22 protein-coding genes and 3 pseudogenes are annotated in these 23,012 nt (G+C 58.1%); 14 read left to right on the top strand and 11 right to left on the bottom strand.

Annotated elements, in window-relative coordinates:
* Window positions 1-374: 374 nt before the first annotated feature.
* Window positions 375-530 (bottom strand): annotated as a pseudogene (locus tag NXC24_RS26420) (damage-inducible mutagenesis protein); the annotation flags it as partial.
* A 172-nt stretch (window positions 531-702) separates the two neighbouring features.
* Between NXC24_RS26420 and NXC24_RS35935 the strand changes: the two are divergent.
* The gene (locus NXC24_RS35935; protein WP_104826362.1) at window positions 703-969 is read left to right on the top strand and encodes a hypothetical protein; all 267 of its coding nucleotides are present in this window, start codon (window positions 703-705) and stop codon (window positions 967-969) included.
* Window positions 966-2,057, top strand: coding sequence for a DNA polymerase IV (gene dinB, locus NXC24_RS26410; RefSeq protein ID WP_104826361.1), 1,092 nt, complete (start codon window positions 966-968; stop codon window positions 2,055-2,057). Before NXC24_RS35935 ends, dinB begins: the two co-directional genes overlap by 4 nt.
* On the opposite strand, the pseudogene NXC24_RS26405 reads toward dinB, so the two are convergent.
* Window positions 2,054-2,401: pseudogene (locus tag NXC24_RS26405) on the bottom strand (SOS response-associated peptidase); the annotation flags it as partial. The gene dinB and the pseudogene NXC24_RS26405 sit on opposite strands and share 4 nt — an antisense overlap.
* 103 nt (window positions 2,402-2,504) lie before the next feature.
* On the opposite strand from NXC24_RS26405, the gene NXC24_RS26400 reads away from it, so the two are divergent.
* Complete coding sequence (locus NXC24_RS26400; protein ID WP_104826360.1) at window positions 2,505-4,346, top strand: type II toxin-antitoxin system HipA family toxin; 1,842 nt, start codon at window positions 2,505-2,507, stop codon at window positions 4,344-4,346.
* A gap of 365 nt (window positions 4,347-4,711) precedes the next feature.
* Here NXC24_RS26400 and NXC24_RS26395 read toward each other — a convergent pair whose 3' ends face one another.
* The 3 genes from NXC24_RS26395 to NXC24_RS36300 form a co-directional block, all read right to left on the bottom strand.
* Window positions 4,712-4,963, bottom strand: coding sequence for a hypothetical protein (locus tag NXC24_RS26395; protein ID WP_104826359.1), 252 nt, complete (start codon window positions 4,961-4,963; stop codon window positions 4,712-4,714).
* Between the two features lie 54 nt (window positions 4,964-5,017).
* Window positions 5,018-5,485: an Hsp20 family protein gene (locus NXC24_RS26390; RefSeq protein ID WP_104826358.1), complete on the bottom strand. Its 468-nt coding sequence runs from the start codon at window positions 5,483-5,485 to the stop codon at window positions 5,018-5,020.
* Between the two features lie 563 nt (window positions 5,486-6,048).
* A complete protein-coding gene (locus tag NXC24_RS36300; protein WP_199773641.1) occupies window positions 6,049-6,213 on the bottom strand; it encodes a hypothetical protein in 165 nt (54 codons plus the stop codon).
* On the opposite strand from NXC24_RS36300, the gene NXC24_RS36295 reads away from it, so the two are divergent.
* Window positions 6,138-6,458, top strand: a complete 321-nt coding sequence (locus tag NXC24_RS36295; RefSeq protein ID WP_348632783.1) for a YidB family protein — start codon at window positions 6,138-6,140, stop codon at window positions 6,456-6,458. The genes NXC24_RS36300 and NXC24_RS36295 overlap by 76 nt on opposite strands.
* 109 nt (window positions 6,459-6,567) lie before the next feature.
* On the opposite strand, the gene ligD is transcribed toward NXC24_RS36295, so the two are convergent.
* Both ligD and NXC24_RS26375 read right to left on the bottom strand, forming a co-directional pair.
* Complete coding sequence (ligD, locus tag NXC24_RS26380; protein WP_104826357.1) at window positions 6,568-9,213, bottom strand: DNA ligase D; 2,646 nt, start codon at window positions 9,211-9,213, stop codon at window positions 6,568-6,570.
* Between the two features lie 362 nt (window positions 9,214-9,575).
* Complete coding sequence (locus NXC24_RS26375) at window positions 9,576-10,121, bottom strand: DUF1269 domain-containing protein (RefSeq protein WP_104826356.1); 546 nt, start codon at window positions 10,119-10,121, stop codon at window positions 9,576-9,578.
* A 158-nt stretch (window positions 10,122-10,279) separates the two neighbouring features.
* Between NXC24_RS26375 and NXC24_RS26370 the strand changes: the two genes are divergently transcribed.
* The 3 genes from NXC24_RS26370 (at window position 10,280) to NXC24_RS26360 (ending at window position 11,392) form a co-directional block, all read left to right on the top strand.
* Window positions 10,280-10,483, top strand: a complete 204-nt coding sequence (locus NXC24_RS26370; protein ID WP_104826355.1) for a hypothetical protein — start codon at window positions 10,280-10,282, stop codon at window positions 10,481-10,483.
* Window positions 10,484-10,796: 313 nt separating this feature from the next.
* Window positions 10,797-10,976, top strand: coding sequence for a hypothetical protein (locus NXC24_RS26365; protein WP_104826354.1), 180 nt, complete (start codon window positions 10,797-10,799; stop codon window positions 10,974-10,976).
* 173 nt (window positions 10,977-11,149) lie between these two features.
* On the top strand, window positions 11,150-11,392 hold the full coding sequence (locus NXC24_RS26360; RefSeq protein ID WP_104826353.1) for a hypothetical protein: 243 nt from the start codon (window positions 11,150-11,152) through the stop codon (window positions 11,390-11,392).
* Window positions 11,393-11,767: 375 nt separating this feature from the next.
* Here NXC24_RS26360 and NXC24_RS26355 read toward each other — a convergent pair whose 3' ends face one another.
* Window positions 11,768-13,627 (bottom strand): glycoside hydrolase family 15 protein, encoded by a 1,860-nt coding sequence (locus NXC24_RS26355; protein ID WP_281060734.1) that lies wholly within the window; start codon window positions 13,625-13,627, stop codon window positions 11,768-11,770.
* Window positions 13,628-14,191: 564 nt separating this feature from the next.
* On the opposite strand from NXC24_RS26355, the gene NXC24_RS26350 reads away from it, so the two are divergent.
* The 6 genes from NXC24_RS26350 to NXC24_RS26330 all read left to right on the top strand — a co-directional run bounded on the left by NXC24_RS26350 (window position 14,192) and on the right by NXC24_RS26330 (window position 19,257).
* Window positions 14,192-14,371 carry a hypothetical protein gene (locus NXC24_RS26350; protein WP_158704557.1) on the top strand — a complete coding sequence of 60 codons (180 nt, stop codon included), beginning with the start codon at window positions 14,192-14,194 and terminating at the stop codon, window positions 14,369-14,371.
* A 560-nt stretch (window positions 14,372-14,931) separates the two neighbouring features.
* A complete protein-coding gene (locus tag NXC24_RS35575; RefSeq protein ID WP_199773640.1) occupies window positions 14,932-15,093 on the top strand; it encodes a hypothetical protein in 162 nt (53 codons plus the stop codon).
* A gap of 480 nt (window positions 15,094-15,573) precedes the next feature.
* A complete protein-coding gene (locus NXC24_RS26340) occupies window positions 15,574-15,777 on the top strand; it encodes a cold-shock protein (protein ID WP_104826349.1) in 204 nt (67 codons plus the stop codon).
* A 368-nt stretch (window positions 15,778-16,145) separates the two neighbouring features.
* The gene (locus tag NXC24_RS35275) at window positions 16,146-16,289 is read left to right on the top strand and encodes a hypothetical protein (protein ID WP_158704556.1); all 144 of its coding nucleotides are present in this window, start codon (window positions 16,146-16,148) and stop codon (window positions 16,287-16,289) included.
* A gap of 739 nt (window positions 16,290-17,028) precedes the next feature.
* Window positions 17,029-18,240, top strand: coding sequence for a glycosyltransferase family 4 protein (locus NXC24_RS26335; protein WP_104826348.1), 1,212 nt, complete (start codon window positions 17,029-17,031; stop codon window positions 18,238-18,240).
* A 15-nt stretch (window positions 18,241-18,255) separates the two neighbouring features.
* Window positions 18,256-19,257: an NAD(P)-dependent oxidoreductase gene (locus NXC24_RS26330; protein WP_104826347.1), complete on the top strand. Its 1,002-nt coding sequence runs from the start codon at window positions 18,256-18,258 to the stop codon at window positions 19,255-19,257.
* Between the two features lie 91 nt (window positions 19,258-19,348).
* Here NXC24_RS26330 and NXC24_RS26325 read toward each other — a convergent pair whose 3' ends face one another.
* Complete coding sequence (locus NXC24_RS26325; protein WP_104826346.1) at window positions 19,349-19,585, bottom strand: hypothetical protein; 237 nt, start codon at window positions 19,583-19,585, stop codon at window positions 19,349-19,351.
* Window positions 19,586-20,158: 573 nt separating this feature from the next.
* Between NXC24_RS26325 and NXC24_RS26320 the strand changes: the two are divergent.
* Window positions 20,159-20,660 (top strand): annotated as a pseudogene (locus NXC24_RS26320) (DUF2269 domain-containing protein).
* Window positions 20,661-20,919: 259 nt separating this feature from the next.
* Here the strand turns inward: NXC24_RS26320 and NXC24_RS26315 are convergent.
* Together NXC24_RS26315 and NXC24_RS26310 are read right to left on the bottom strand one after the other, a co-directional pair.
* The gene (locus NXC24_RS26315; RefSeq protein WP_104826345.1) at window positions 20,920-21,501 is read right to left on the bottom strand and encodes a DUF4142 domain-containing protein; all 582 of its coding nucleotides are present in this window, start codon (window positions 21,499-21,501) and stop codon (window positions 20,920-20,922) included.
* Window positions 21,502-21,520: 19 nt separating this feature from the next.
* Window positions 21,521-22,933 carry a cytochrome B6 gene (locus NXC24_RS26310; protein ID WP_245464158.1) on the bottom strand — a complete coding sequence of 471 codons (1,413 nt, stop codon included), beginning with the start codon at window positions 22,931-22,933 and terminating at the stop codon, window positions 21,521-21,523.
* Window positions 22,934-23,012: the final 79 nt, after the last annotated feature.

Raw genomic sequence — 23,012 nt, 5'->3', positions numbered from 1 at the left:
CGCGATAAGGAAACCTACCATTTGCGACGATGCGCTCGCGACACCCCGCCGTGGCTCCTGTGCTCCTTCGTGGACGGAACTTCCTGCGTCCAAGCGACCGCTCGTGCAACAACGCCGCCCGCCGGCGCCCCCTTCCTTCTCAAAGACTAAAACAGCGGCCATCCGATCTCACGGTCGTGGAGATTGACCCAGATGTGGTTCTGGCGTTCCTTGATCATGTCGAAGGCGAACGTGGCAATGCGGCCCGATCACAAGACGTCCCTTTGCAACGACCCGATCGTTCTTTCGCCACCTTGAGTACAAGGCACCGGCATGTCTTGAGCACGCATTGCGGATACGGCCGTTGCCCATGAAGCGAGTTGTGGAGAAGCTCACCCATAGGGCAGCCCTCCTCCCGGCAGTTGCGCGTCGATCGCGCCAACCCCGAACGGCAGGACACTACGATGGCGCAGGCCGGCTCCTTCCAGGCTGGCGATTTTCTCGCGCAACTCGTCGAAGACGGCATTCGAAGTGGCGACTGATGTGGTCATAATCTCCTTACGGCAACCCGTCTTGACTTGCGAAAATGCAATATGTTCTTTATTTGTTCTCAAAGCAAAAACGAGTCAATGCGCGCCGGACGCGTTCAAGTTGAGCGGGGCGCGGACCTGACGGATTCCATAAACGGATTCAATTCGATGGCTGAATTGGGTATTTTTTCACATGGCCCGACCAGACCGGTTGAGTGATGTGAGATTGAAGGATTATCGTGAGCCGGTTATCGAATTCAGCTGTCGGCAATGTGACCGCCATGGGGCGATCGAGCGCAAGCTGTTGGTGAAAGCGTTCGGCGCCGATGTGAGCTTCGCGGTACTCCGCCGGCGGATGGCCATGGGCTGCGAGCGCATGCAAACGCCGGAGGGTGAGAAATGCGGCGCGCACTTCCCATGTCTGAGGGACACAGATGGTCCTGATGGAAGCCAGTCATGACAAACGATAAAAGTCACGAGCGGCCGCGCAAGATCGTCCATATCGACATGGACGCCTTTTATGCGTCGGTCGAGCAGCGCGATAATCCAGAATTGCGCGGCAAGCCGATTGCCGTCGGTGGATCTGCCGCTCGCGGCGTGGTCGCGGCGGCGAGCTACGAGGCGCGCGCCTATGGAGTCCACTCCGCGATGCCGTCGGTGACCGCCAAGAGAAAATGCCCAGAGCTGATATTCGTGGCGCCGCGGTTCGACGTCTACAAGGCGGTGTCGCAGCAGATCCGTGAGATCTTCGCCGAATACACGGCCGTCATCGAGCCGCTTTCTCTCGATGAAGCCTATCTCGACGTTACCCATAATCTCAAGGGCATGGAAATCGCCACGGAGATCGCACTGGAGATCCGTGCCAAAATCAAGCAGGCCACTGGGCTCAATGCATCGGCGGGGATTTCCTACAACAAGTTCCTCGCCAAGATGGCGAGCGATCTCAATAAGCCCAACGGCCAGGCGGTCATCACCCCGAAGAACGGGCCGGCTTTCGTCGAAGCCCTTCCCGTCAAGAAATTTCATGGCGTCGGCCCAGCGACGGCCGACAAGATGCACCGGCTCGGAATCGATACCGGCGCCGACCTTAAAGAGAAGACACTCGAATTCCTGGTGGAGCATTTCGGCAAGTCCGGCCCCTATTTCTTCGGCATCGCCCGCGGTATCGACGAGCGCCAGGTCAAGCCGAACCGGGTGCGCAAGTCCGTCGGCGCCGAGGATACCTTCTCACAAGACCTTCATGCCTATGAGCCCGCACGCGAAGGGCTTCAGCCGCTGATCGAAAAGGTGTGGGCTTATTGCGAGGCCAATGGGATCGGCGCCAAGACGGTGACGCTGAAGGTCAAATATGCCGACTTCAACCAGATCACCCGCAGCAAGACAATTCCGGCACCTCTCGCAGCGATCACCGATCTGGAGGACATCGTTGGCCTGCTGCTGGCGCCCATCTTTCCGACCCGAAAGGGCATTCGCCTGCTCGGCGTTACCCTATCCTCTCTGGAGCGGCGGACCTCCGGGACGGAGCCGCAGTTACAATTGGCGCTTTAGATCGCCAGCATCGGCTGGGCAGGCGCGCCGGCGTGGCGATTGATCCGAAACGTCCCCGCCGGCAGCGGCCGCAGGATTTTCTCTTCGGGAAGAAGTCCGTCGAGCCAGGCCATGCGTTGGTCCCGTGTCAGCACCCCCATCTGCCAATCGTGGAACGGCGCGATATCGGCACTCGCCTCGATGGTCAGGATGGCATAGGCTTCCGGCCAATCGCCGGCCGACAGATTCCCGCGAAAGAACCAGTCGCCATGGGCGAGCGAAAAGCTGAAGCTCCTATGGCGAAACTCCGAGGCCGGCACCAGGAGGCGGTGGCTCGGGAACGTCCTTCCTTCCGATCGGACGATGAAACTATCGCGTATTTCAGATACGCGATAGTTTCATTTTCTTGAGTTTTCAAAAATGATGGTGTAACTTTTCCGTATTTGAAATACGCGAAAGTTACATAACATGCCTCTCCATCTCGTCGGCGAAAACATTGATAAAATGCGCGGCCATCGCCAGGCGGAGGCCGGTAAGCTGGTCCAGCTAATGCGCGGTATCTATGTCGATGCCGACGACGATATAGACCAGACGGTGCGGACCCATGCTGTACGCATCGCCAGATATCTCTATCCGAACGCTTACCTGTCGGCGGCCAGCGCCGTTCTGCTTGGCCCGATGCGCGATGGCCGCCTTTTCCTTACCGGACGCCGCGTGCAACGACAGCGCATTAGGGCGCTCGAAATCATTCAGAACAAAGCGCCAGACTACCCTTCCATCGCGCAGGCGGCGGTCGGCGACGACATGGGCGAGTTCCGCGTGAACGTGTCTTCACTGCGCCAGCGTTTTCTGGAAGCCTTCCGCCTCCGCAGTGAACATGCGGCCTCCTTCGACGAAGATATGAAAGAGGCAATTGCCGCGCGGCTGATTGAAGAATACGGAAGTTCGGAGAGCGCCGCCGATGCGGTGTTTAAGCTTGCCCGCGACAATGACTGGCTTCCCGAAGGCAGCGCCGCCGAGCGTTTCCTCAAACGAAAGCCAGCAACCGCTGTCGCCGTTGCCAACCAGGCCGCGCTCGACCTGACCGTGGCATGGCACGGCGCACCGATCGGCAACCTTGCGCATGATGGCTTCGAATGGCGATGGAAGGCGTCCGATCCGGACGGCCCGCCGCTTGTACGCCAGACTACGCCCGGCAGATTGCCCCCCTTCATTGAATCGCTGCTTCCAGAAGGCTGGTTGAACCGGGTGCTGAACAGCCCCGACGAGCGGGCAGAACTGCGCACCGGAAAGCGGTATGTGTCGAACATCACGATTGTAGAGCGGGCAAGCGAGCTGACGGCGCTTCCGGCCGATATCCTACTGACGCGGTTGAACAGCTTCGTGGCAAATCACTTGTTCACAGGGGGTTACGCCGGCCCCAGCCGCGGCGATATCCATGATACGTTCGAACAGAACCTGGCGAAAATCTTCGCGACGGGCGCGACACCGCGCCTGTCAGGCGTGCAGATCAAGGCGCCTATGTTCCTTGATGCGGACGGCATCTTGATGCCCAGCACGAACAAGCCGTTCACGCATATTCTGAAGCCCGCCGGAACGTCGGGATTTGAGGCGCTGCCCGCAATCGAATGGCAATCCATGGAGCTCGGCCGGGCGGCCGGGTTCATAGTCCCCGCCATCGCGCTCGTCGCTATGCCGGACGGCATGCCGCACGCCCTCGCGGTCGAGCGGTTTGACATCCGGACAAGCCTTGACGACATGCGTCGCCTGGCGCTCGAGGACATGGCATCCGTTCTCGGCGTGCGGGCGGAAGATAAGTACACTGGCACCATGGAGCGGATCGCGGCCGCCCTTCGCCCACTTTCCACTGACGCGGACGCTGACCTGCTGCTGGTCTTGCGGCGGGCACTGTTCGCGTGGCTGATCGCGGATGGCGACATGCATCTGAAAAACATGGCTGTGCTGAAAATCGCGGAGCCAGGCAGAGGAGATTTTAGTTCGGTCCGCATGGCGCCACTGTACGACGCAGTGACGACGCGGGTATTTCCCAATCTGCAGAACGACCACATGGCGCTCAAAATCAGCGGCAAGGATGAGCGGCTGAAAAGAGTGGATTTCAGGCGTTTTGCGGCGACGGCGGGTATTCCGGCGGCGGCGGCGGATACAACTATGGATGAACTCGCAGCGGCGCTTGAGCGCGGCCTATATGGTCTCGTTCTGCCGCCGCCGCTAGCAGATGGTTCAGTCGGCGCCGAACGAGCGGCGCAGATGCGGGAAATTGTCCGCGAGCGTCTGGCCACTTTTGAATAGCGTCAGCTATTTCAATTCGACCGTGAGCCTCGACTCGTCCGGCTCATTCCGTAGCAATACAAGCGTATAGGTGACACGGGCAATGCGACAGGTCAGAGACGCACCCACTGCCCGCACGGATGCCCCGGCCGCGATGGAGGCGGAGACGGTGAAGGACACCTTGGGCTAACCTAGTCGTGTAGAACGTGACTGAGAAACGCGCTGACCTGATCATCGAATGTACGATGAAATGCCACACGATCAAAGCCATATTGATCCACGCGGATCGCTGGCGCGCTTGCCATCAAGTCCGGCGAGCACGGTGAATCCGTGGTTACGAGGCGGTCGCGAGAAGGTCGCCCGGCATCCCGGGCGATCCGGTGACATTATCTTGATGCAATTGTCCTCGGCTTGGCCCACCCGAGCAAGCCGCGTGCGCTCTTGACCATCACTTTGAGGTGAGCGGGATCATGGACCCCCTGCCGATAGAGCTCGATCACGACGGCGCCGATGTGTTCGGCCTCTTCGGAAGCCTTAGCCACACCGATTTCCTTCAGCAGCTCGTCGAAGACAAACTGGCAGGCAGCGAGGTCACGATCATCGAGGAAAACCGCCTTTTGAATGTCGATCGTTTTCATTTCGAGGTTCCTGAATGAGAGGTGCCGCCCGAGAGCGAGCGGCACCCACTGCCTTTAGGCAACCTGTTTTTCGGCGTCGATCTGAAGCGGCATAGCCTGCGGCTGGCTGCCGATCTCGATCTTGCGCGGCTTCATAGCATCCGGGATTTCGCGCTTGAGATCGATGCTCAGAAGGCCGTTCGTCAGCGCGGCATTCTCAACCCTGACATGGTCGGCCAGTTCGAACCGGCGCTCGAAAGCGCGCCCGGCAATGCCCCGGTGCAGATATTCGCCGTCTTTCTGTTCGGCCTTTTGGCCCTTGACGATCAGCACGTTTCGCTCCTGCGTGATGTCGAGGTCGGCATCTGCGAAACCAGCGACAGCCATCTGGATGCGGTAATCATCCTCACCCGTCTTGATGATGTCATAAGGCGGCCAGGTCTCGACGGCCTGCAGGCGCTGGGCACTGTTGAGAAGATTGAATACCCGGTCAAAGCCAATGCTAGACCGATAGAGCGGTGCAAAGTCGAAGTCGTTTCTCATAACCAAATCCTCCGTAAAGCGAGATGGAGAGGAGACGCGTCGGAAACCTGCGTCTCCGGCTTTCCGGCTCCCATCTAGGCTGCCGGTAGCATCGATTTGGTTTGCCGTTTTTTCAGATTCAAGACGATCTGCAAAATTTTTTTATCACCTGATCGCCGTATTAAATACATGCCTTTTTGCCATTCGATTGTTGGAGCGCTTGCCTGTTGCCGTTGGCAGAACCGCTCTCAACTGACGCTACGAAAGCGCCAGCCTCGCTGGCACCTAATTTAAGCAATAATGATGTGAACGTGGGGCCACAGCGGAAACGACGCGCCATCTTCATAACCTCCGGCCATAGAGCTTCCAAAGCATCCAGGAACAACGCCGCGATCTTCGACATGGGGGAGAACCGACCGGAACATTGCGACCCGCAACTAGTTTCCTGAGAACCTCCCCCAATCGCTTAGGAGACCGATCAAGTCCCCTGGACCATTGACCACATTGCTCGCGGTGTCGGCTATCGCCGGCTATCAGAACCGCGATAAGATAGCGGAAGTTTTAGAGGGAATTGGACGCCCGCACTAAGCAGCGAGACCTGCGCCGACGGCACGCACTCTAGCACCGACGGTATTGGTGACCTGCTCGGCAATCTCGCGCGCGGTGGAGGTCTCTGCGATCTTTTTGGCAACAGTTCGGCCGGAGGCATTCTGAGCGGCGGTCTCGGAAGCCTGCTGGAGCAGTTTCAACGCAACGGTCAGGCGACACAGCCGAATCCTGGGTCAGCACAGGCGATAACAAGCCGATAAACGGTCAGGAGCTGAGCCAGGCACTCGGCCACGATATTCTCAGCGAGCTTGCCGCCAAAACCGGCCTCTCGCGGCAAGAAATTCTAAGCCGACTGTCTCGAGATCTTCCGAAGGCGGTGAACGAATTGACCCCGAACGGCAGCGTGCCGACGGAAAAGCAGGCTGATGCGTGGACTTCAGCTTAATCGTCCAGGCCCAGCCCAGGCGGCACATCCGCCTGACATTTGTGGCAAGGATGAGCAGCCGGCGTCGTTGCGAGTGCTCGCTCGCCGTTTTGGGGAGGCACCTTGAAAATTACGCCGCCGGTCTTGATTTTCCGAGACGCTTAATAGCCTGTTCGAGCGGCCACTTGCCATCACAATAGTCCTTCCAGGCTGAGCTTTTCGCAAGAAGCGTCGGCACCGTGCGGACGGTGAAGCGCTTTGGATCGAGATCGGATTTCACTTGCGCCCAGGTCAGCGGCATCGACACGGTGGCACCGGCCCGGGCGCGCGGCGACAAGGGCGCAACAGCCGTCGACATGCGATCGTTGCGCAGATAATCGAGGAAGATGCGGCCGCCTCTCAGGCTCTTCGCCATCTTGATGAGATAAAGATCGGGATTGTCCCATGCCATCTGCTGACAGACATCGTGGGCAAATCCCTTTGCTGCAGCCCAGGAGAGCGGCTTGCGCTTTTGGACCGTAAGCGGGGTAACGACATGCAGGCCCTTGCCGCCTGTCGTTTTGCAGAAGCTGATCAGCCCCAATGCGTCCAGTCGGTCGCGCATTTCGCGGGCAGCCGCAACGACGGTTGAGAATGGCACGTCCGGACCCGGATCGAGATCGAAGACAAGGCGGCCGGGCACTTCCGGCTGATTAGGTTCGCAGTTCCAGGGATGCAGCTCGACGGCGGCGACTTGTGCAACGGCGGCAAGCCCCTCGATGCGATCGATTTGCAGATAGGGCTTTTTGTCACCGAACACCTTGACCAGATCGAGCAAGTTCGATTGCCCGGGCATCGCATGGCGCTGGAAGAATTGCTCACCGGCAATTCCATCCGGCGCACGGATGATTGAGCAGGGTCTGCCCTTGATATGCTCGATCATCCACGATCCCACCGCCTCATAATATCGCGCAAGGTCCTCCTTGGTGACCGGTTCATCATCGTTGGCGTCTGGCCATAGCGGCTTATCCGGATTGGAGATCAGCACACCCATGACGTCGGCCTTTGCCCCTTTCCGTCGCGCCGGGCTTGCCTTTGCACGGAAAGCCGGTTCCGGAACGGCTTTCTCCGCAGGCAGCGCCGGCCGTTCGACCTCGACTTCCTTGGCCGGTTTGTCTTCGCGCAGCCCCTTGAACGCTGCCTGACGAACGAGTCCGTCGGTGGTCCAACCCGCGAACTCGATTTCGGCGACGAGTTCCGGCTTCAACCAGACGACCTCGGGTTCCTTCTTCGGCGCGCCAATGCCTGTGAATGGAGATTTTAGCGTCTCCAGCGCCTTCAGCTTCGGCAGCAGCGTTTCGACTTTCTTTGCGCCGTAGCCAGTTCCGACGCGACCGACATAGACGAAGCGGTCGCCACGATAGACACCCACTAACAAGGACCGGAATTTGCCGTTGGTCTTAGCATAGGCGCCGATTACTACTTCGTGGCCGGCCCGGCATTTCGCCTTCGCCCAAGTTTCCGTGCGGCCAGACTGGTAGGGTGCATTCGCCTTTTTGGAGATGATGCCTTCGAGCGAGAGTTTGCAGGCGGACCGCAAGACAGCATCGCCGCCGGTCTCGTAGTGTTCGACGAAGCGGATCCGCGGATCTTCGCCGGCCTCGATGAGAAGCTGCTGCAGCCGCTCCTTCCGCTCAACGAGAGGCCGCGAGCGCAGATTCTCGCCGCCGTCATAAAGCAGATCAAAGGCAAAGTAGACGAGACTTGCGGTCTTCCGCTCTGAAAGCGCCGCCTGCAGGGCAGCGAAATCCGGCGCGCCGTGATCGTCGAGCGCGCAGATCTCGCCATCGACGATGCAGTCCGGCAGCGTCGACGCTGTCTCGGCAATCTCGGGGTATTTGCCGGTCCAGTCGAGACCTTTCCTGGTCTTCAGCGTCACCTCGCCGCTGAGCACGCGCATCTGGATGCGGTAGCCATCGAACTTGATCTCGTGGATCCAATCCGAGCCGGCAGGCGGACGCTGCAGGGTTTCGCATAGCTGCGGCGCAATGAAGTCCGGCAGATCGACAGTGATGACAGTCTTCGTCCTTTTAACGCGTCGCGCTTCGGATTTGCGCTCCTCGGCGGCAAGACCATGATTGCTGTCCCAGACCGCATCAGCCTCGATCGTTCCACCTTCGACCATGAACGGCCTGGGTTTGCGGCCCTTGCCTTCAGCAATCATCTCCATCGAGCGTCCTGACGCCACCGATGTCGCATTTTCCTCCAGGATCGCGGCGCCATTTTCCTCGACCGAAAACTCATCATGGTGCTTGATCAACAGCCAGTTTGTGCGCTTGCCACGGTCGCGATCATTGCGCATCCGCACGAGCACGAAACTGCCATGCAGACGCTTGCCTTCCAGAGTGAACTTGAAATCCCCTTTAGCCAGCGCCTGCTCGGGCCTCTTCCTGCCCTCCGGCTCCCAATAGCCGCGATCCCACAGCATCACCGTGCCGCCGCCATATTGGCCCTTCGGGATAGTGCCTTCGAAGTCGCCATAGTCGAGCGGGTGGTCCTCGACCTCGACTGCCAGGCGCTTGTCATGCGGATCGAGCGACGGTCCTTTGGTGACGGCCCAGCTCTTGAACACACCATCGAGTTCGAGGCGCAGATCGTAATGCAAACGTGTGGCGTCATGCTTCTGGATGACGAAGCGCCGGCGGTTGGTCTTTTTGATCGGTTCCTTGCCGCTCGGCTCAGCGGTTTTCTGAAAATCTCGCTTTGATTTGTAAGTCGATAACTTGTCGCTGGCCATGGCGATTCTCGGACGTAGGTCGCCAACAGAATGCCCATCAAGCCATTATTGTTCCAGTTGCGGCAAGATCGTTAGCCGGCGATCGTTCCGACAAACGAGAATGGGCGCTCAAGCCTATCAGGGAGCGCCCTTTCCTTCGAACCCGGACCGCCTCAACGAAAAGCCCTCCAGTCTCCTTTGCACCGCGATTGGGGGGGCGCACGGGTGTCGATGACAGTCGAGTTGTCTCACGCATCTTCCATACTACACCACGATCTACAATCGCCGGAACCGATGAAGCCGATAGGGCCTGCGGGAGGGCATTTCCTACGCACGAACCGGTTCCACGGGTGTGATTACCCGCGCTGTGGATTCCACCTCCATCAAATCCCATCGCTCAGCGGCCGCGCCGCGGCGGACGATTCGGCTGCAAGCGCGTTGCGCAGACGCTCCTCCTGCTCCGGCGAGAGCGACGTTCTCAAGATACGCGCATGTTCGCCCTGGAATTCCTGCAGCACCTTTTCCGGCTGAACCTTCCGGATCAGCAGAAAGAGGGCTGAGCTGTTTACCGGGATAGTGTCGGCCAGCCGCTTGATGAGGTCGTCGTCGATGCCGTAGTCCGTCATCGAGCCTGCCAACGCGCCGGAACCTGCCCCGAAGGCACCGCCGAGAACCATGCCCGCAAGAGGATTGAGGAACAAAAGGCCGACAAGCGATCCCCAGATGGCACCTGACAACCCGCCACTCGCCGCGCCGGCTGCTGCCAGATTGACACTCTGCTTGAGACGAACCTTGCCCGAAGCGTCGCGGATCGCAACGACGGAATCTTCGAGATCGACCAGATATTCCTTTTGAAGCTGAATGAGGCGATTGAGCACAACGTCCGCCTGGTCGGGGTTGTCAAAGCCGAGCACTACGAGTTCAGACATCGTTTTTTCCTTCGGTTTGCTGTTGCGGATACTGAAATTCGGCGAAGTTGTCCGTGGGACAACTACCTGTCCAGCCTTAATCCGATATTTTACCACGGCCGTGTGAGGATGCGATGAAAGAGGCTCCCGCTTGCCGTCTTTGGCCAATAATTTAGAAAGTGGCCTCGCTGACCGGCCAGAAACACCACCCGCAGTTCGACCACAAAGAGTACGGCCTGCCAGGCGACAAAATGCCCGTCTTTACCGACCTCATGGAAATTGCTGAGGTTCGGGTCGTGCCGGCTCATGGCTCGCGACAATATTCCGATTCAGGTTCCGCTCATGTCATGGATCTCAAGTTTTCGTTCGACCGCATTGCATGATACTACGCGCAATTTTCGCTTCTGCCGGGCCAACCGGTTTCTCTGGAGCCCGCCCTTGCCCTAACACGCGGTGCTTTTGCTCCGCCTGGAAAGCGCCGCCCCCTTGCTCGCCGGCGCGTTGCCACAAACACACTCCGGCCCTAGTTACTAGCGTAGGAGGAAACGTTCATGAACATGAAATCAATGCTGGTAGCTGCCATTATTGGCCTTACCGGGCTCACCTTGTCGAGCTGCGTCGAAGAAGGCCCATACCGCACAAGCGGATATAGCCCTGGCTATTACAATGGTGGCGCCATCTTTATCGGCGGCGGCGATGGGTACCGATATCGCTATGATCGGAACCGCTACTATCGACATCGCTATCATGGTCATCACGAATATCACCGATCAGGCCGGCCGGAATACCGGAGCCATCGTGAATACCGGAGCCATCGTCAAGAGTATCGCGGTCATCCGGGCGGACACCACCGGATTATCTTCAACAAAAACCTAAGCCGATAAGACGGCTCACTCTCATCGCGCGAATCGAATGTGGCGGTAGGCGACCGGCTGAAGCTCACATTAACGCTACCGTCAGGTCTTGTTCATCCCTTCGGAATTAAGTTCGAACCAACGTCCCCAAGCGACGTTATAGGACAGCAAAATGCTGCTAACCGGAGAAAACCCGTGAACAAGTTCTTTATCGCCTCTGCAATCGCCGCCGCCTCGCTTGCAGCCACAGCCCTTCCATCCCACGCTGCTTCGGTTGAGGTTATGACCGACGGCGGTCCCTATTATCATCATCGCCATCACTACGACGACCGCGACGACGGGTACTATGGCCGTCACAATCGCCACTGTTTTACAAAGGTCGTAAAGGAATGGCACCATGGCCATAGGGTCGTCACGGAGGAGCGGGTCTGCCGCTAATTCTCCGCAGAAGGCCCGGTTTCGAGCCCGGGCCTTTTCACAAGCCGCCTGCATCACCTGATCGCCGGCGATGCGGTCTCCGCCTCAATGACGACGACAATGTCTGCATCTCCGCCTCGTCTTTGCTGTCTTTGCGGAAATACGCTCCGCCTGTTAGGACGCCGGCAATCAGAAGCGCCGTATCGATGGTGGAAAGCTCACATCCGCCAGACGCGCCGTCCCACCTTCATATCCAGAAAATGATAGTAGTGTCCGGGCCAGACGATCCGTTTGCTTCTTTCCCTTGCTATCTTGAATTGACCCGGCTTCATCTAAAGCTCGCGCCGCCTAGCCTCCATCGCTAGCGGGGAAAGCCAATCATATCGCTGTTGGGCGCTAAGAAGCGATATTGGGTCCGGTGCGCGCGGCTCTTTGACGCGCCGGCCCTGCGGCACGTATGAGATTGAAGGCCGTATTAACGAGGCCGACGTGTGAGAAGGCCTGCGGGAAGTTGCCGAGCAACTCTCGGGACGAGGGCTGATATTCCTCCGCGAGGAGGCCAAGGTCATTGCGCACCGAGAGCAGCCGCTCGAACAGCGCCTCGGCTTTGTCAATTCGCTTCGACATGACATACGCGTCGGCAAGCCAGAACGAACAGGCAAGGAATGTGCCTTCGGGTTGCTGGTATGGGTCGACAGTGTGCTCGGGACGATACCTGAGTAGGAACCCATCCCGCAGGAGGTCGCGCTCAACAGCTTTGACTGTGCCGAGGATGTGCGGATGGTCCTCAGGGAAGAAGCCGACCTGGGAAAACAGCAGGAGGCTCGCGTCGAGAGCTTTCGAACCATAGGACTGGACGAAACTGCGCAGACGGGGGTCGAAGCCTTCGGCACAGATTTCTGCGTGGATTGCATCGCGCTCCGCCCGCCATCGATCGACGGGCCCGTCCAGCCCAAACCGCTCGACTGCCTTGATAGCGCGATCGAAGGACACCCAGCACATGAGTTTCGAATGCGTGAAGTGTCGCGCCGATTCCCGCATTTCCCAGATGCCTTGGTCCGGCTCGCGCCAGATCTGGGCAAGATGCTCGAGCAAAACCTTTTGCAGTTGCCAGGCGTCCGGAGCCGAGGCGAGATCCGCCTCCCGCGCGGTGTGAAGCGTGTCGAGCACTTCGCCGAAGACATCTAGCTGCAACTGCCGGGCGGCGCCGTTGCCAATCCGGACTGGCCGACTGTCCCTATATCCAGCCAGCCACGGAATTTCATGCTCCGGCAGCCAGCGCTCGCCGGCGAGACCGTACATGATCCGAAGCTGGTCTGGTCGCCCGGCAATGGCGCGCAGAAGCCAGCGCCGCCATTCCTCCGCCTCCTCTCGATACCCGGCGTTAAGAAGGGCGTAAAGGGTCAGCGCCGAATCGCGGAGCCAGCAGTAGCGATAATCCCAGTTTCGCTCGCCGCCGGGCGTTTCCGGAAGGGACGTGGTTGGGGCGGCGATGATCCCGCCGGTGGGGCGGAAAGTGAGCAGCTTGAGTGTGATGAGCGATCGCACGACCGCTTCCCGCCAGTCCTCTCGCGATGGGTCGAACGAACAGCGTTTCGACCATTCCTGCCACCAGCTTATCGTGTGTTTCAGTGCCTCGTCGCGGTCCGGCACGAAGTGCGGCCGCCGGTGCGACCGATGATAGGATAAGGTGAATGGAACGCTCTGACCCTCGGTGACCTCAAAGCGGGAGAGGGTCTTCATGTTCTGCCCTTCCAGCGGTGCCTGGGTGTGAAGCTCGACCGCGTCCGGACCAGCCACGGCACTCAGGCCATAGTCGCGCCGGCGCACCCAAGGCACCACGAGCCCATAATTGAAGCGCAGGACGAGTTCCATCTCGACGCCTACGCGCCCGCGCTTGCCGCGCACGATCCGCACTATATCGCTTCTCTCCTCATCCTCGGCGAGAGGCATAAAGTCGATAAGCTCAAACACACCGTCTTCGGTCTCAAACGTGGTTTCGATGACCGCCGTGCCGGGGAGATATCGCCGGCTGCTGCGCCTTGGCGTCAAGGCGGGCGCGATGCGCCAGCGGCCGTTCTCCGGCGTACCCAGAAGCGAAGCAAAACATGCCGGTGAATCGAAACGGGGCAGGCAAAGCCAGTCGATGGAGCCATCGCGGCCGACGAGGGCAGCCGAGATCATGTTACCGATCAAGCCATAGGCGGCAATCGGCCTGCAGTCGTTCTTTAGCGCTTCAGTCGTTCGGCGATCCAAGTCGGAAGCCTCCACGTCTTTGCAGGACGTTCCCACCGCCTGACGAGATCTCATGCCAGCTCACAAGCCACTGCACGGCAGCATTTTCGCAATCGCGACTGATGGTTCCTTCCGTCCTCACGGGAACAGAAATGAACTACGCCGGCATCGAAACCACCGGGCGTAAGATGCCGGCATCGGTCTTGATCCTGACGAGTTCGCTTCGGAGTTCCGAAAGCCTCTTGAGTTCGGAAACCGTCTCGGTATCCAAATATTCAAGCCCATCCTTTTGTTCCCGTGGCTCGGATGCTTCCTCTTTGATCTCAGCCCTTCAAGACGCAGTCGTTGCTTAACGGTGGTGTCGCCGCTGGCCAGCAAGGCTAGAGTGGTGCGTGATCTCTAGGTTTTCAGAATGAATCGCGATCTGTCTGGGCCCGCTGCATCTGGAGAACTTGATCTGCCATAAACAGCCGGACAGATCACTGCGTGCTTTCCGTTAATTCCGCACATGTCTCTATCAAAACAATTTGAAGGTTGGAACGTTAAGCTTTTCAAGCCTCTGATGAGATGAGCGATGATGGCCACATGAGATATTCGGCGAAGGAGGACGTTAACGGCAGTTGGTCGGTGGTCGATGCTGTCACTCAGGACGTGGCCGAGATACTTGGCGTGCCGCTCATCGGTATTGGCAAAGAGCTGGCCCAAGATACGGCCGATCTGCTGAATTTAGAGGAGAGCAAGAAGAAACCGGGATTGGAAGATTGAGGTTTCCCGCGTGCAAAAGCCTGCAGTCAAAAGGAACTGAGATCGTCAACACGAACCCTGAAGGAAACCAAAATGAGCTTTCCAATTGCCGCTCACTACATCCTGAGGCCCGAGCGAGGGAACGCGTGGACCGTTTTTGACACGGCCACCAGCCGGCCCGCGGAGTTCCGTGGGATCATCCTCGAAGGGCTGGATCGGGATGTTGCCAGCTTTATGCTAAATGCGCTCCTCCGCGAATCCCCACCAGAATACACAGGCACCAATAGGCCTGATACAACCGTGACCGTTTCCTCATGCCGAGCCCATAGTGTCTGAAAGCAGCGACTGCAAATGCTGGCTCGTGCTAATTTATGAACCTGCGACACGGTCATCCTGCCGGTAGACACGGTTGGCTGAGAGGCGCTTCAGATCCGTGATCGGCCGCCGGTGGCTATAGGGCTGCGCTGCCGCTGCTCGTTCCGTTTCAGAATTTTTGGTGCAATCGTCGGAACACTTGCTCGCGATCGCGGTTCGCGTCGATAGGGATCGATCATGATCTCGACCAACGAAGGAGTTTTAACATGCCATCTACCAGTGGAACGCATGGCAGCAAAAGCGGCTCCAAGTCTGAAGGACGCAAAGGCGCTTCGGGCAAGGAAAGCTCGAGCTCGATCGGCAAGCAGGGTGGTTCACACGAGCAGCATGTCAAAGCTGGCGAACAGAGCCACAAGAACTCCAAGTGAGCAATGAAAATGAAAGAGCCCGTCGGCGGGCTCTTTCTGCGCCGTGAAGGTTTGGCGTTAGATCATGATGATCATCGGGCGCCTACAGGGTATCAAGGACCTTCAGCAACTACTGCAGGTGAGATCACTACCGAATGATAAGGATCCAAGACGCTGGATCTCCGCAGTGGAATCGAGAACATCCGAGTGAGGTAACGCACCTCACATCGGCTGGCGCTTTTATCCCGAAGGCTTCGTTCGGACTGTGCATGGGAAAATCGTCTATACGGCGCTGCCTCTGCCTTCACGCTAAGCTCCCTTGTGTAATGTGCCTTGCGGCGGCCTTGAACGGACTAGAAGCTCTTTAGTCAGATCAGGATTTACATCCACCAGATCTCGAAAGAGACGCGAAAGAGCGCCATGCGATGGATCAGCTTGATCTGGCGATCGCTGACCGCTAGGTTGCCACCGCGAATAAATTGCAACGACACGGGGATTTTCATGCCGAGTGGCAAGGTTAAGTTTTTCAACGCCGACAAAGGCTTTGGTTTCATTACGCCGGAATCCGGAGGAACGGACGTTTTCGTGCATGTTTCCGCCCTGCAATATGGCGATGTGCTCAGAGAGGGCCAATCCGTATCCTACGATCTCGGTCAGGATCGGAAGACCGGCAAGTCAAAGGCGGAAAACGTCAGACCGCTTTGAGCACGGCAGACGAAGCCAGACCCGAGATGTCTCGGGTCGTGGCTGCTTTGGGGTTTTGCGGGGGTCGATCTGCTCGGTGGGATAATGAGGCAGTTCGCCGGTTTTGTTGACAGCACGCTTCATCTCCCACGGGGTTCTACGCTATCACCTTGCGAGATCGACAAGGCAGATCACCAACACCCACTGCCCTATCATTTTTCACAACGTCCAACGGGAAGCTGAGGCGGTCATCTAAGATTGTTGCAATGTCATTTCGCCCCTACCGGAACCGCCCTCGGTTGATTTGTCAGAGGGATCAAAACGGCCTCACGTGACGATTGGCGCGGCGACTGGGATATCCAATCCGTTTGCCTATGGAACGCACATTGATGTTGCACTCCAACTTGCTCATCCTCGAAGACAATGAAATCGCGATCGTTACGACCATCGTCAAACTCTGGTGCGAAAAGAACCACATCGACCTCGACAGCGATGTGGCAAGTCTGCAATGGCCGCTGCAGTCAACTGCGTAATCGCCGGTGAGAAAACGCCTGAAGCGCTTTACGAGGCGATTACGATCCAAATGCACATCGAGCAGTACAGAAATCCACTCATTTGAATTCGCGAAATCGCGCTCGCATGGAGCGCACCACGACGGCAGAGCCTCTGGCTTGCGATTGTCCTTCCCGGCACAAAGGGGTGGGAGGCGTTTCCCAACGACCGCCACCTCGCTACATTAGCCGGCGCGTGGCCGCCGCTGTTGGCCAATCCCTTCATGGTCTCATTCGTCACTCGACAGCCGGCTTAGGCAACCGCCCTTTCCTGGTGAACATCAGATGGGAACAACGTTTCGCTTCTTTGGTTTGACGTCGTGGCCGGGTTGGTCGGCTCACCATGACGTTCACCTTACAAAGGCGAGCGGTATTACCCGCCGCCCGCACTCATCTAGGGCGGCGGGCGCTACTGCCGAAGGGGACCGAACGTCTCTTAGCACCTCATGCTGAATGTCGTCCCGCGCTGAACTGTACCACGCGATGGATGGTCCCTGCGAACATTCGCCCAAAACTTGGTTTTGCCAGAAGTCAACTCTACTACGGCAGCAATCGGTGTAAAGCCTACTCGCGCGTCCCGTGCGATCACTTGCCTTAGTGCGAAAAGCCGAATTGAACTAACCACGGAACAGGCCGCTGAATACCGGCAGGGGCATGATGTAAAAGGCGAATCCCTTTCGTCCGGTCCCACGCAATACGGGTGGGGTGAGTGCCGGGTTCCATGCGTCTCATACTTGTCAATGACGTCTCAATCATTCGCGGCGGTGCGACCAAAGTGGCGCTGCAATGCGTCGATGCGAGCAGGCAAGCAGGGCTGAATTGCGCCATCCTGGTCGGTGATGACGGCGAAGGACTGAAGCCGCGCTTTGCGGGCATCCGCACGGTTGCGCTTGGCGAACGCCCCCTTCGCGACGGTCCCACTTTCACCGATGTCTTCGAAAAGCATTATAACAAGCGGGCCTACGAGGCGTTGGACGGTCTGTTGAAGGAAACGGACGAGGAGACCGTCGTGCATGTGCATGGCTGGTCGCAGATTCTCTCGCCGTCGATCTTCTACGCGCTCGCCAAACACAAGGCCAAGGTCATCATCACAGCGCATGATTTCTTTCTGAGTTGTCCCAACGGAGGGTTGATCAATTTCCAGAGCGGAACGGTCTGCGATGTCCGCCCGCTGTCGGCAGCATGTCTTGCGACCAATTGCGACAAGCGAAACTATCTCCACAAACTCTGGCGCTTTCGACGCACGCTGACACAACGCGGCGTCGGCGAGGAGTTCTGGAGCCGCGTCGGCATCGTGCTGGCGCATGAAAGCATGGAGGCCTATCTACACTCGGGGCCGCTGCAGCATTTTCTGACCTTGCGCACGCCGACCGAGCCGTTGACGCCGACGCCCGTGGAGGCTTGGCGCAATCACCGCACCGTTTTCTTGGGACGGATGTGTTGGGAAAAGGGCGTCCGCACGCTTGCTGATGCGTTGAACAAGACCGGGCGAACGGCGACGCTGATCGGCCGCGGACCGCTGCTCGATGAGATGCAGCGGGCCTTGCCGCATTGTTGGGTTCCGGGCTGGCTGGCCGACGAGGAGGTGACGGCGCTCGCGGGTGAGGCGCGCGTCTTCATCATGCCCTCCCGCATGCCCGAACCCTATGGACTGGTAGCCGCCGAGGCGCTGATGTCCGGCATTCCTGTCATTGTCAGCAGCAATGCGCTGATAGCCGCCGAGGTAGAGCGGAACGGCGCGGGACTGGTCTTTAAAAGCGGCGATGCCGGTTCACTGGCGGAACGTTTGGCGAGCACCGATGACGACCGGCTGATGCAGAGCCTTTGCGAAGGGGCGCGCGCGCTTGGCCAGCGGATTGCGCCCAGCAAGGCGGAATGGGGACGGCGCATGGTCGATATTTATACAGGCAGGAGCGGCTTCTTCGCTCAATAAAAAAGGATCAGTCACATGACGCGGGCTTTGGTAACGGGAGGCTGTGGTTTTGTCGGAAGGCATCTCATCAGGCGGCTTTTGGCCGAAGGGTTGGATGTCGTCTGCGTCGATCAACTGGTGGAAGGGACGGGGGCACGGCATCCCGATCTCTGGCAGCGCTTTCCCGGATCGCGCTTTACCTTTTTCGAGGAGGATTGCCGGACCTTCTTTTTCCGTCCGCTGGAACGCTTCGATTATGTTTTCCATCTGGCCGCATTGGTTGGCGGCCGCGTGACCCTGGAGGCGCGCTCGCTCGACGTTGCCGAGGATTTGGCGGTGGATACGGAATTGTGGAAATGGGCGGCACGCGCCAAACCCGGCTGTGTCGTGTTCTTCAGCTCCAGCGCAGCTTATCCCGTCTCGCTGCAGACGGCTGCCAACCATCGGCTGCTTTCGGAGGATATGATTTCTTTCGAGGCCGCCATCGGCGTGCCCGATCTCAGCTATGGTTGGGCGAAACTGACCGGCGAATATCTAATGAAGCTCTATGTCGAGCGTTACGGCAACCGGGCGGTCGCTTACCGGCCGTTCAGCGGCTATGGCGAGGATCAGGATCTTGCCTATCCGTTCCCTGCCATCTGCCGGCGCCTGCTTGACGAAAGAGGCGCCGCGGAAGTTTTCGTCTGGGGTTCCGGCCGGCAATGCCGGGACTTCATCCATATTGATGATTGCGTCGATTTCATCTGGCAAACCAAGGAATTATTGCCGGATGGCGCCAGCCTCAACCTTTCGACCGGCAGGGCTACCTCCTTTATGGAGCTGGCGGAAATCATCGCTCGGCAAATCGGCTGGAATCCTGTCGTAAAAGGCCTCTGCGATCGCCCTGAAGGCGTTTTTTATCGCTGCGGCGATACGGCCCTTCAGCGCTCCTACGGGCTTGCACCGCACATCAGCCTGGAGGAGGGAATTGCGCGGATGCTCGATCATCTGCGCATGGAGCAGGAGCAATACGCCATCGCTAGCTTAACGCTGCGCTGAGCGGCGGTTTAACTTAGATGGCCGGTCGGCGCGTCGGAAAGCGGCATTTTCGGAAGGAGTTTCCCGATCAGTCTGTTCCGCGACGGCGGGATTATTCTGCGCGAACCGAGCGATGGCCGTCGTTATTTTCGACTAAAGCGACGAGCTCGTGTTCGTCATGGATCCCTTCTCTAAAGAGCTCAATGATGATTGCTGCGACTTCCTCGCCTTCTTCGCTTTCGCGCGTAATATTCCTTTTGAGCAAGATGGCATCGAAGGCGCGCTGACAGGTGTCCAGATCAATCGAATCAAGAGCGAAGTCGCGCTCGCTGAGATATCTGCTGGTCATTCCTCCTTCTCCTAGCGTATTTGCCCTGCCGAGAACCATTTCAACAATTATCGGCGGGAAATCGCGCAAATCAGGTAAAAATCATCCCTGTCACCAGAAGTTGCTCTGGTGACAGGTGTGTCGACGACATGGATGGCAGTGATATCGACGACAGGGCAAAACATAAATATCCCAATCGAAATGCGTTGAACATGGACCTTGGTCTGATCAAAACCCGCCTCTCGCGCCTCAAGGATGGCTGGAGAGCGGCGTTTTATACTGCGTCAAGCCACACGGAACAGCGCCATGAGTATGGTTCGATGGTTGGCAGATGTATTCGAAACTACAATGAAAGCTTGGAACAGGAGACCTGGCAAACTATCAGCGCGCCTTCGAGCAAGTTCTCTCAAAGTTGCATCTTACGAAGAAAGTAGATGAAGCCGAACACGTCATCAGATGCACACCTCGCCAAGGGGCCGCCCCGCCGCCTGCCCTCCTCTGCAGGTGGCGGGCTCCCATGTCGCTATGGGGAGATTTCACTGATCACTCAAACACAAACCAAACGGTGGTTGCTCTTGCCATTCTGGAGGAGCGATGACGTATTTTGTTCTTAATTTCCTGCATATCATTGGAGCGAGTGTTCTCCTCGGAACCGGCGCAGGCATCGCCTTGGTGGCATATCGCACTGGGGATGCGAAGGCGGTTGCCGCTGTGGCGCGGATCGTGGTTATCGCCGATTTCATCTTTACGGCTACGGCCGTTGTGCTCCAGCCAATCACCGGTGTCGCGCTCGCGTGGACGGCGGGTTACTCGCTTTGGGAGAAGTGGATCGTCTGGTCGATCATCCTCTATCTCCTTACAGGTTGCATTCTGGCCGGCCGTTGTTTGGATGCAGATCGAAATGCGCAATATCGCCTCCAAAGCGATTGCCGCAGGCGAGCCATTGACGCGGCGTTATCATCGCCTCTTCTGGACTTGGTTTTATTTCGGCTTTCCCGCTTTCGCCGCCGTGCTTGGCATCATCTGTCTGATGATTACGCAGCCGGCATGGGATTCAACCAAACCCAGGCGCTCCGAACGTTGCGGCTTAGCCTGAGTCCACATTTTATGTTCCTGGATTCCGATTGCTGTCGCCAGGTCTTGCGATGGTCACGTGCATTTTAAGGACCAAGGGCGGATCGCTGTCGGTGCACAGGGCCTTGGTTATCGTCAGGCCGATTTTCGGAGTAGATCAGCCTAATCGGCTCCGTCGAGGCGCATTCGGAACAAGCAATCATCTCGATTTTCGGCATGCGACCCATTGGGACCACAAAGCCGATGATCTCATCGTGCGTGTCAATGAAATTCACCGCAGTTCACCGCATGGCGGCATCGGTGAGCTCCGCCTGGAGTTCCTGTGCGCGGTGAAGATGGTCGAGAACGACGGGAAGCGTAGCGGCCGCGAAGCGCTGCATCTCTGCATCCTCTCCCATCGATATTTCCCAGGCCAGCAATTGCGCTGCCTTCTGATGATCGACGATTTGCATCTTGATGTAGGCGACATCATAGGCCGTGTCGCTTAGTTTCTCCAATTTTTCGCGTGCGGCTGCATGATCGGGGTCCAGTTCGTCCGGCAGCGGGATTTTCGCACTGTCGGAAAGGGTCTTGAGCTTCGCGTTGGCATCTGAATGGTCCCTGACCATCATGTTGGCAAACTCTTTGACGGCGTCTGCGTTGGCCTTGGCGGCCGCCATCTTGCCGAATTCGACTTCGGCCAAACCGCCTGCGGCGGCCAGTTGCGCAAAGAGACGATCCTGATTGTTGGTCTGATGCGGCGCCGGAACGCCAGGCTCGGTCATCCTCGTATCCGCGCCCATTCCGGCAGGGTTTCCGATCTGAGCAAGCGCAGGGCAGCCGAGCAAGGTCAGGGCGGCCAAGGTCACGACATGGCGGTTCATTGTTTTCTCCATGGTCCAGCTAAAGCGTCAGCATGTATGCAACGAGATCATCCTTCTCCTGCTGGTTCAATTTCACGCCGAGGACGAGATTGAAAAACTCGACCGTGTCGGCAAGCGTCATCAGCCGGCCGTCGTGCAGGTATGGCGGCGAATCCTTGATGCCACGCAATGTGAAGGTCTTGATGGGGCCGTCCGGGAGCGCAACAAAATCATTGACGGTCTTGCCCACAGCGTAAAAACGCTCGAGCTTCAGGTCGTGCATGTTGTTGTCCATGAATGCCGTTTGAGGAATATGGCACTCGCCACAGCGTCCTTTGCCCATGAAGACACGTTCGCCAGCGAGCTCGCGAGGGGTTGCGAGAGCGGGATCCAGCCTGCCGAACGGGTCAAGTTTCGGCGCGGGCGGAAAATCGACGATGTTTTGCATCTGCGCCATCATCGCGACTTGGTTGGTCCGGTCCGGAAGATTGGCACCCTTGCGCATGGCGCTGACATGGTCGCCGTTGAAATAGGCGGTCCTTTGTTCGAACTGAGTGAAATCCTCGACCGAACGCAATGAGCGCTTGGAACCATGAATCTGCTGGTTGAACAGCCCGCGCAGGCTTGTCGTATCGAGCCGGAAGCGATCTGCCTGCGGCCGCACATCCGGGGTCAGATGAAAGGCGGCGTTAGTATGGAAGTTGGCGTGGCAGTCGAGACAAGCGACGCCGGTGCTTTGATCCGCCACCTTCCGATCTTCCGTCTGATTGAATTCCTCCTGCGGAAACGGCGTCAGCAGAAGCCGTAGGCCCTCCATCTGTACCGGTGTAATGATGCCGTTCATCAGTTCGTAGAAATTCTTGATCGTCAGCAATTGCCCCCGCGAAACATCACCAAGCTCTGGATGGGTCGTCAGGAAGATGGGTGGCGGAAACTCGGGGGTCAAACTGTCGGGCAAATCGAAATCGACATCGAAGCGGCGCAGATCCCGCATCTCTTGCGCGTGAATTTCATCGATTTCCCGGTTTGGGAAAACCTGCCCGCCGGTTGCCTGCTTTACATGCGGCAAAGGCATAAAGCCCTCCGGCAATAATCCTTGGGCTTTGATATCGGCCGGTGTCATTGCCGCCAGCTTGTCCCATGTGATGTCGCCTGGCAGTTTGACGCGCACACCGTCCTGAACCTGTTTCATGCCGCCGGACATCATCACGCCGCTCATCGGTCGATCCGAGAGGTCATAGCGTTGCTGCAGAAGATCCGCCTGGCGTCTCATCACCGCCGGTTTTTGCGCTTCGTCGATTTTTCGTGCTTGGGAAAACGGCATTGTGGGAAGCGGTCGGTAGGTCGTGTCAGGGGGAAGTGGATCCGACAGCGCCCTGACACCAACTCCAACTGTGACGACGACTGCCAGCGGCGCGGAAGCCAGCGCAATCAATTTTGCAAAAACTCGCATTATCCCCTCTCCTCCCCGTCATCCAGATCCCGAATGAGCAGATCACAGACGCAACCCCGAACATTTTGCGCGTAAAAAG

Origin of the sequence: Rhizobium sp. NXC24, assembly GCF_002944315.1 — a bacterium.
Taxonomy (GTDB): domain Bacteria; phylum Pseudomonadota; class Alphaproteobacteria; order Rhizobiales; family Rhizobiaceae; genus Rhizobium.
This window is presented reverse-complemented; position numbering and strand designations above follow the sequence as displayed.

Coding starts and splice junctions, on each gene's coding strand:
- NXC24_RS26350 (WP_158704557.1), top strand. CDS start 14,192: ATGAGATATTCGGCGAAGGAGGACGTTAACGGCAGTTGGTCGGTGGTC.
- NXC24_RS35275 (WP_158704556.1), top strand. CDS start 16,146: ATGTTGCACTCCAACTTGCTCATCCTCGAAGACAATGAAATCGCGATC.
- NXC24_RS26390 (WP_104826358.1), bottom strand. CDS start 5,485: ATGAGAAACGACTTCGACTTTGCACCGCTCTATCGGTCTAGCATTGGC.
- NXC24_RS26400 (WP_104826360.1), top strand. CDS start 2,505: ATGCCTCTCCATCTCGTCGGCGAAAACATTGATAAAATGCGCGGCCAT.
- NXC24_RS26365 (WP_104826354.1), top strand. CDS start 10,797: ATGGGTACCGATATCGCTATGATCGGAACCGCTACTATCGACATCGCT.
- NXC24_RS26325 (WP_104826346.1), bottom strand. CDS start 19,585: ATGACCAGCAGATATCTCAGCGAGCGCGACTTCGCTCTTGATTCGATT.
- NXC24_RS26315 (WP_104826345.1), bottom strand. CDS start 21,501: ATGAACCGCCATGTCGTGACCTTGGCCGCCCTGACCTTGCTCGGCTGC.
- NXC24_RS35935 (WP_104826362.1), top strand. CDS start 703: ATGGCCCGACCAGACCGGTTGAGTGATGTGAGATTGAAGGATTATCGT.
- dinB (WP_104826361.1), top strand. CDS start 966: ATGACAAACGATAAAAGTCACGAGCGGCCGCGCAAGATCGTCCATATC.
- NXC24_RS26340 (WP_104826349.1), top strand. CDS start 15,574: ATGCCGAGTGGCAAGGTTAAGTTTTTCAACGCCGACAAAGGCTTTGGT.
- NXC24_RS26310 (WP_245464158.1), bottom strand. CDS start 22,933: ATGCGAGTTTTTGCAAAATTGATTGCGCTGGCTTCCGCGCCGCTGGCA.
- NXC24_RS26395 (WP_104826359.1), bottom strand. CDS start 4,963: ATGAAAACGATCGACATTCAAAAGGCGGTTTTCCTCGATGATCGTGAC.
- NXC24_RS26375 (WP_104826356.1), bottom strand. CDS start 10,121: ATGTCTGAACTCGTAGTGCTCGGCTTTGACAACCCCGACCAGGCGGAC.
- NXC24_RS35575 (WP_199773640.1), top strand. CDS start 14,932: ATGCCATCTACCAGTGGAACGCATGGCAGCAAAAGCGGCTCCAAGTCT.
- ligD (WP_104826357.1), bottom strand. CDS start 9,213: ATGGCCAGCGACAAGTTATCGACTTACAAATCAAAGCGAGATTTTCAG.
- NXC24_RS26330 (WP_104826347.1), top strand. CDS start 18,256: ATGACGCGGGCTTTGGTAACGGGAGGCTGTGGTTTTGTCGGAAGGCAT.
- NXC24_RS26335 (WP_104826348.1), top strand. CDS start 17,029: ATGCGTCTCATACTTGTCAATGACGTCTCAATCATTCGCGGCGGTGCG.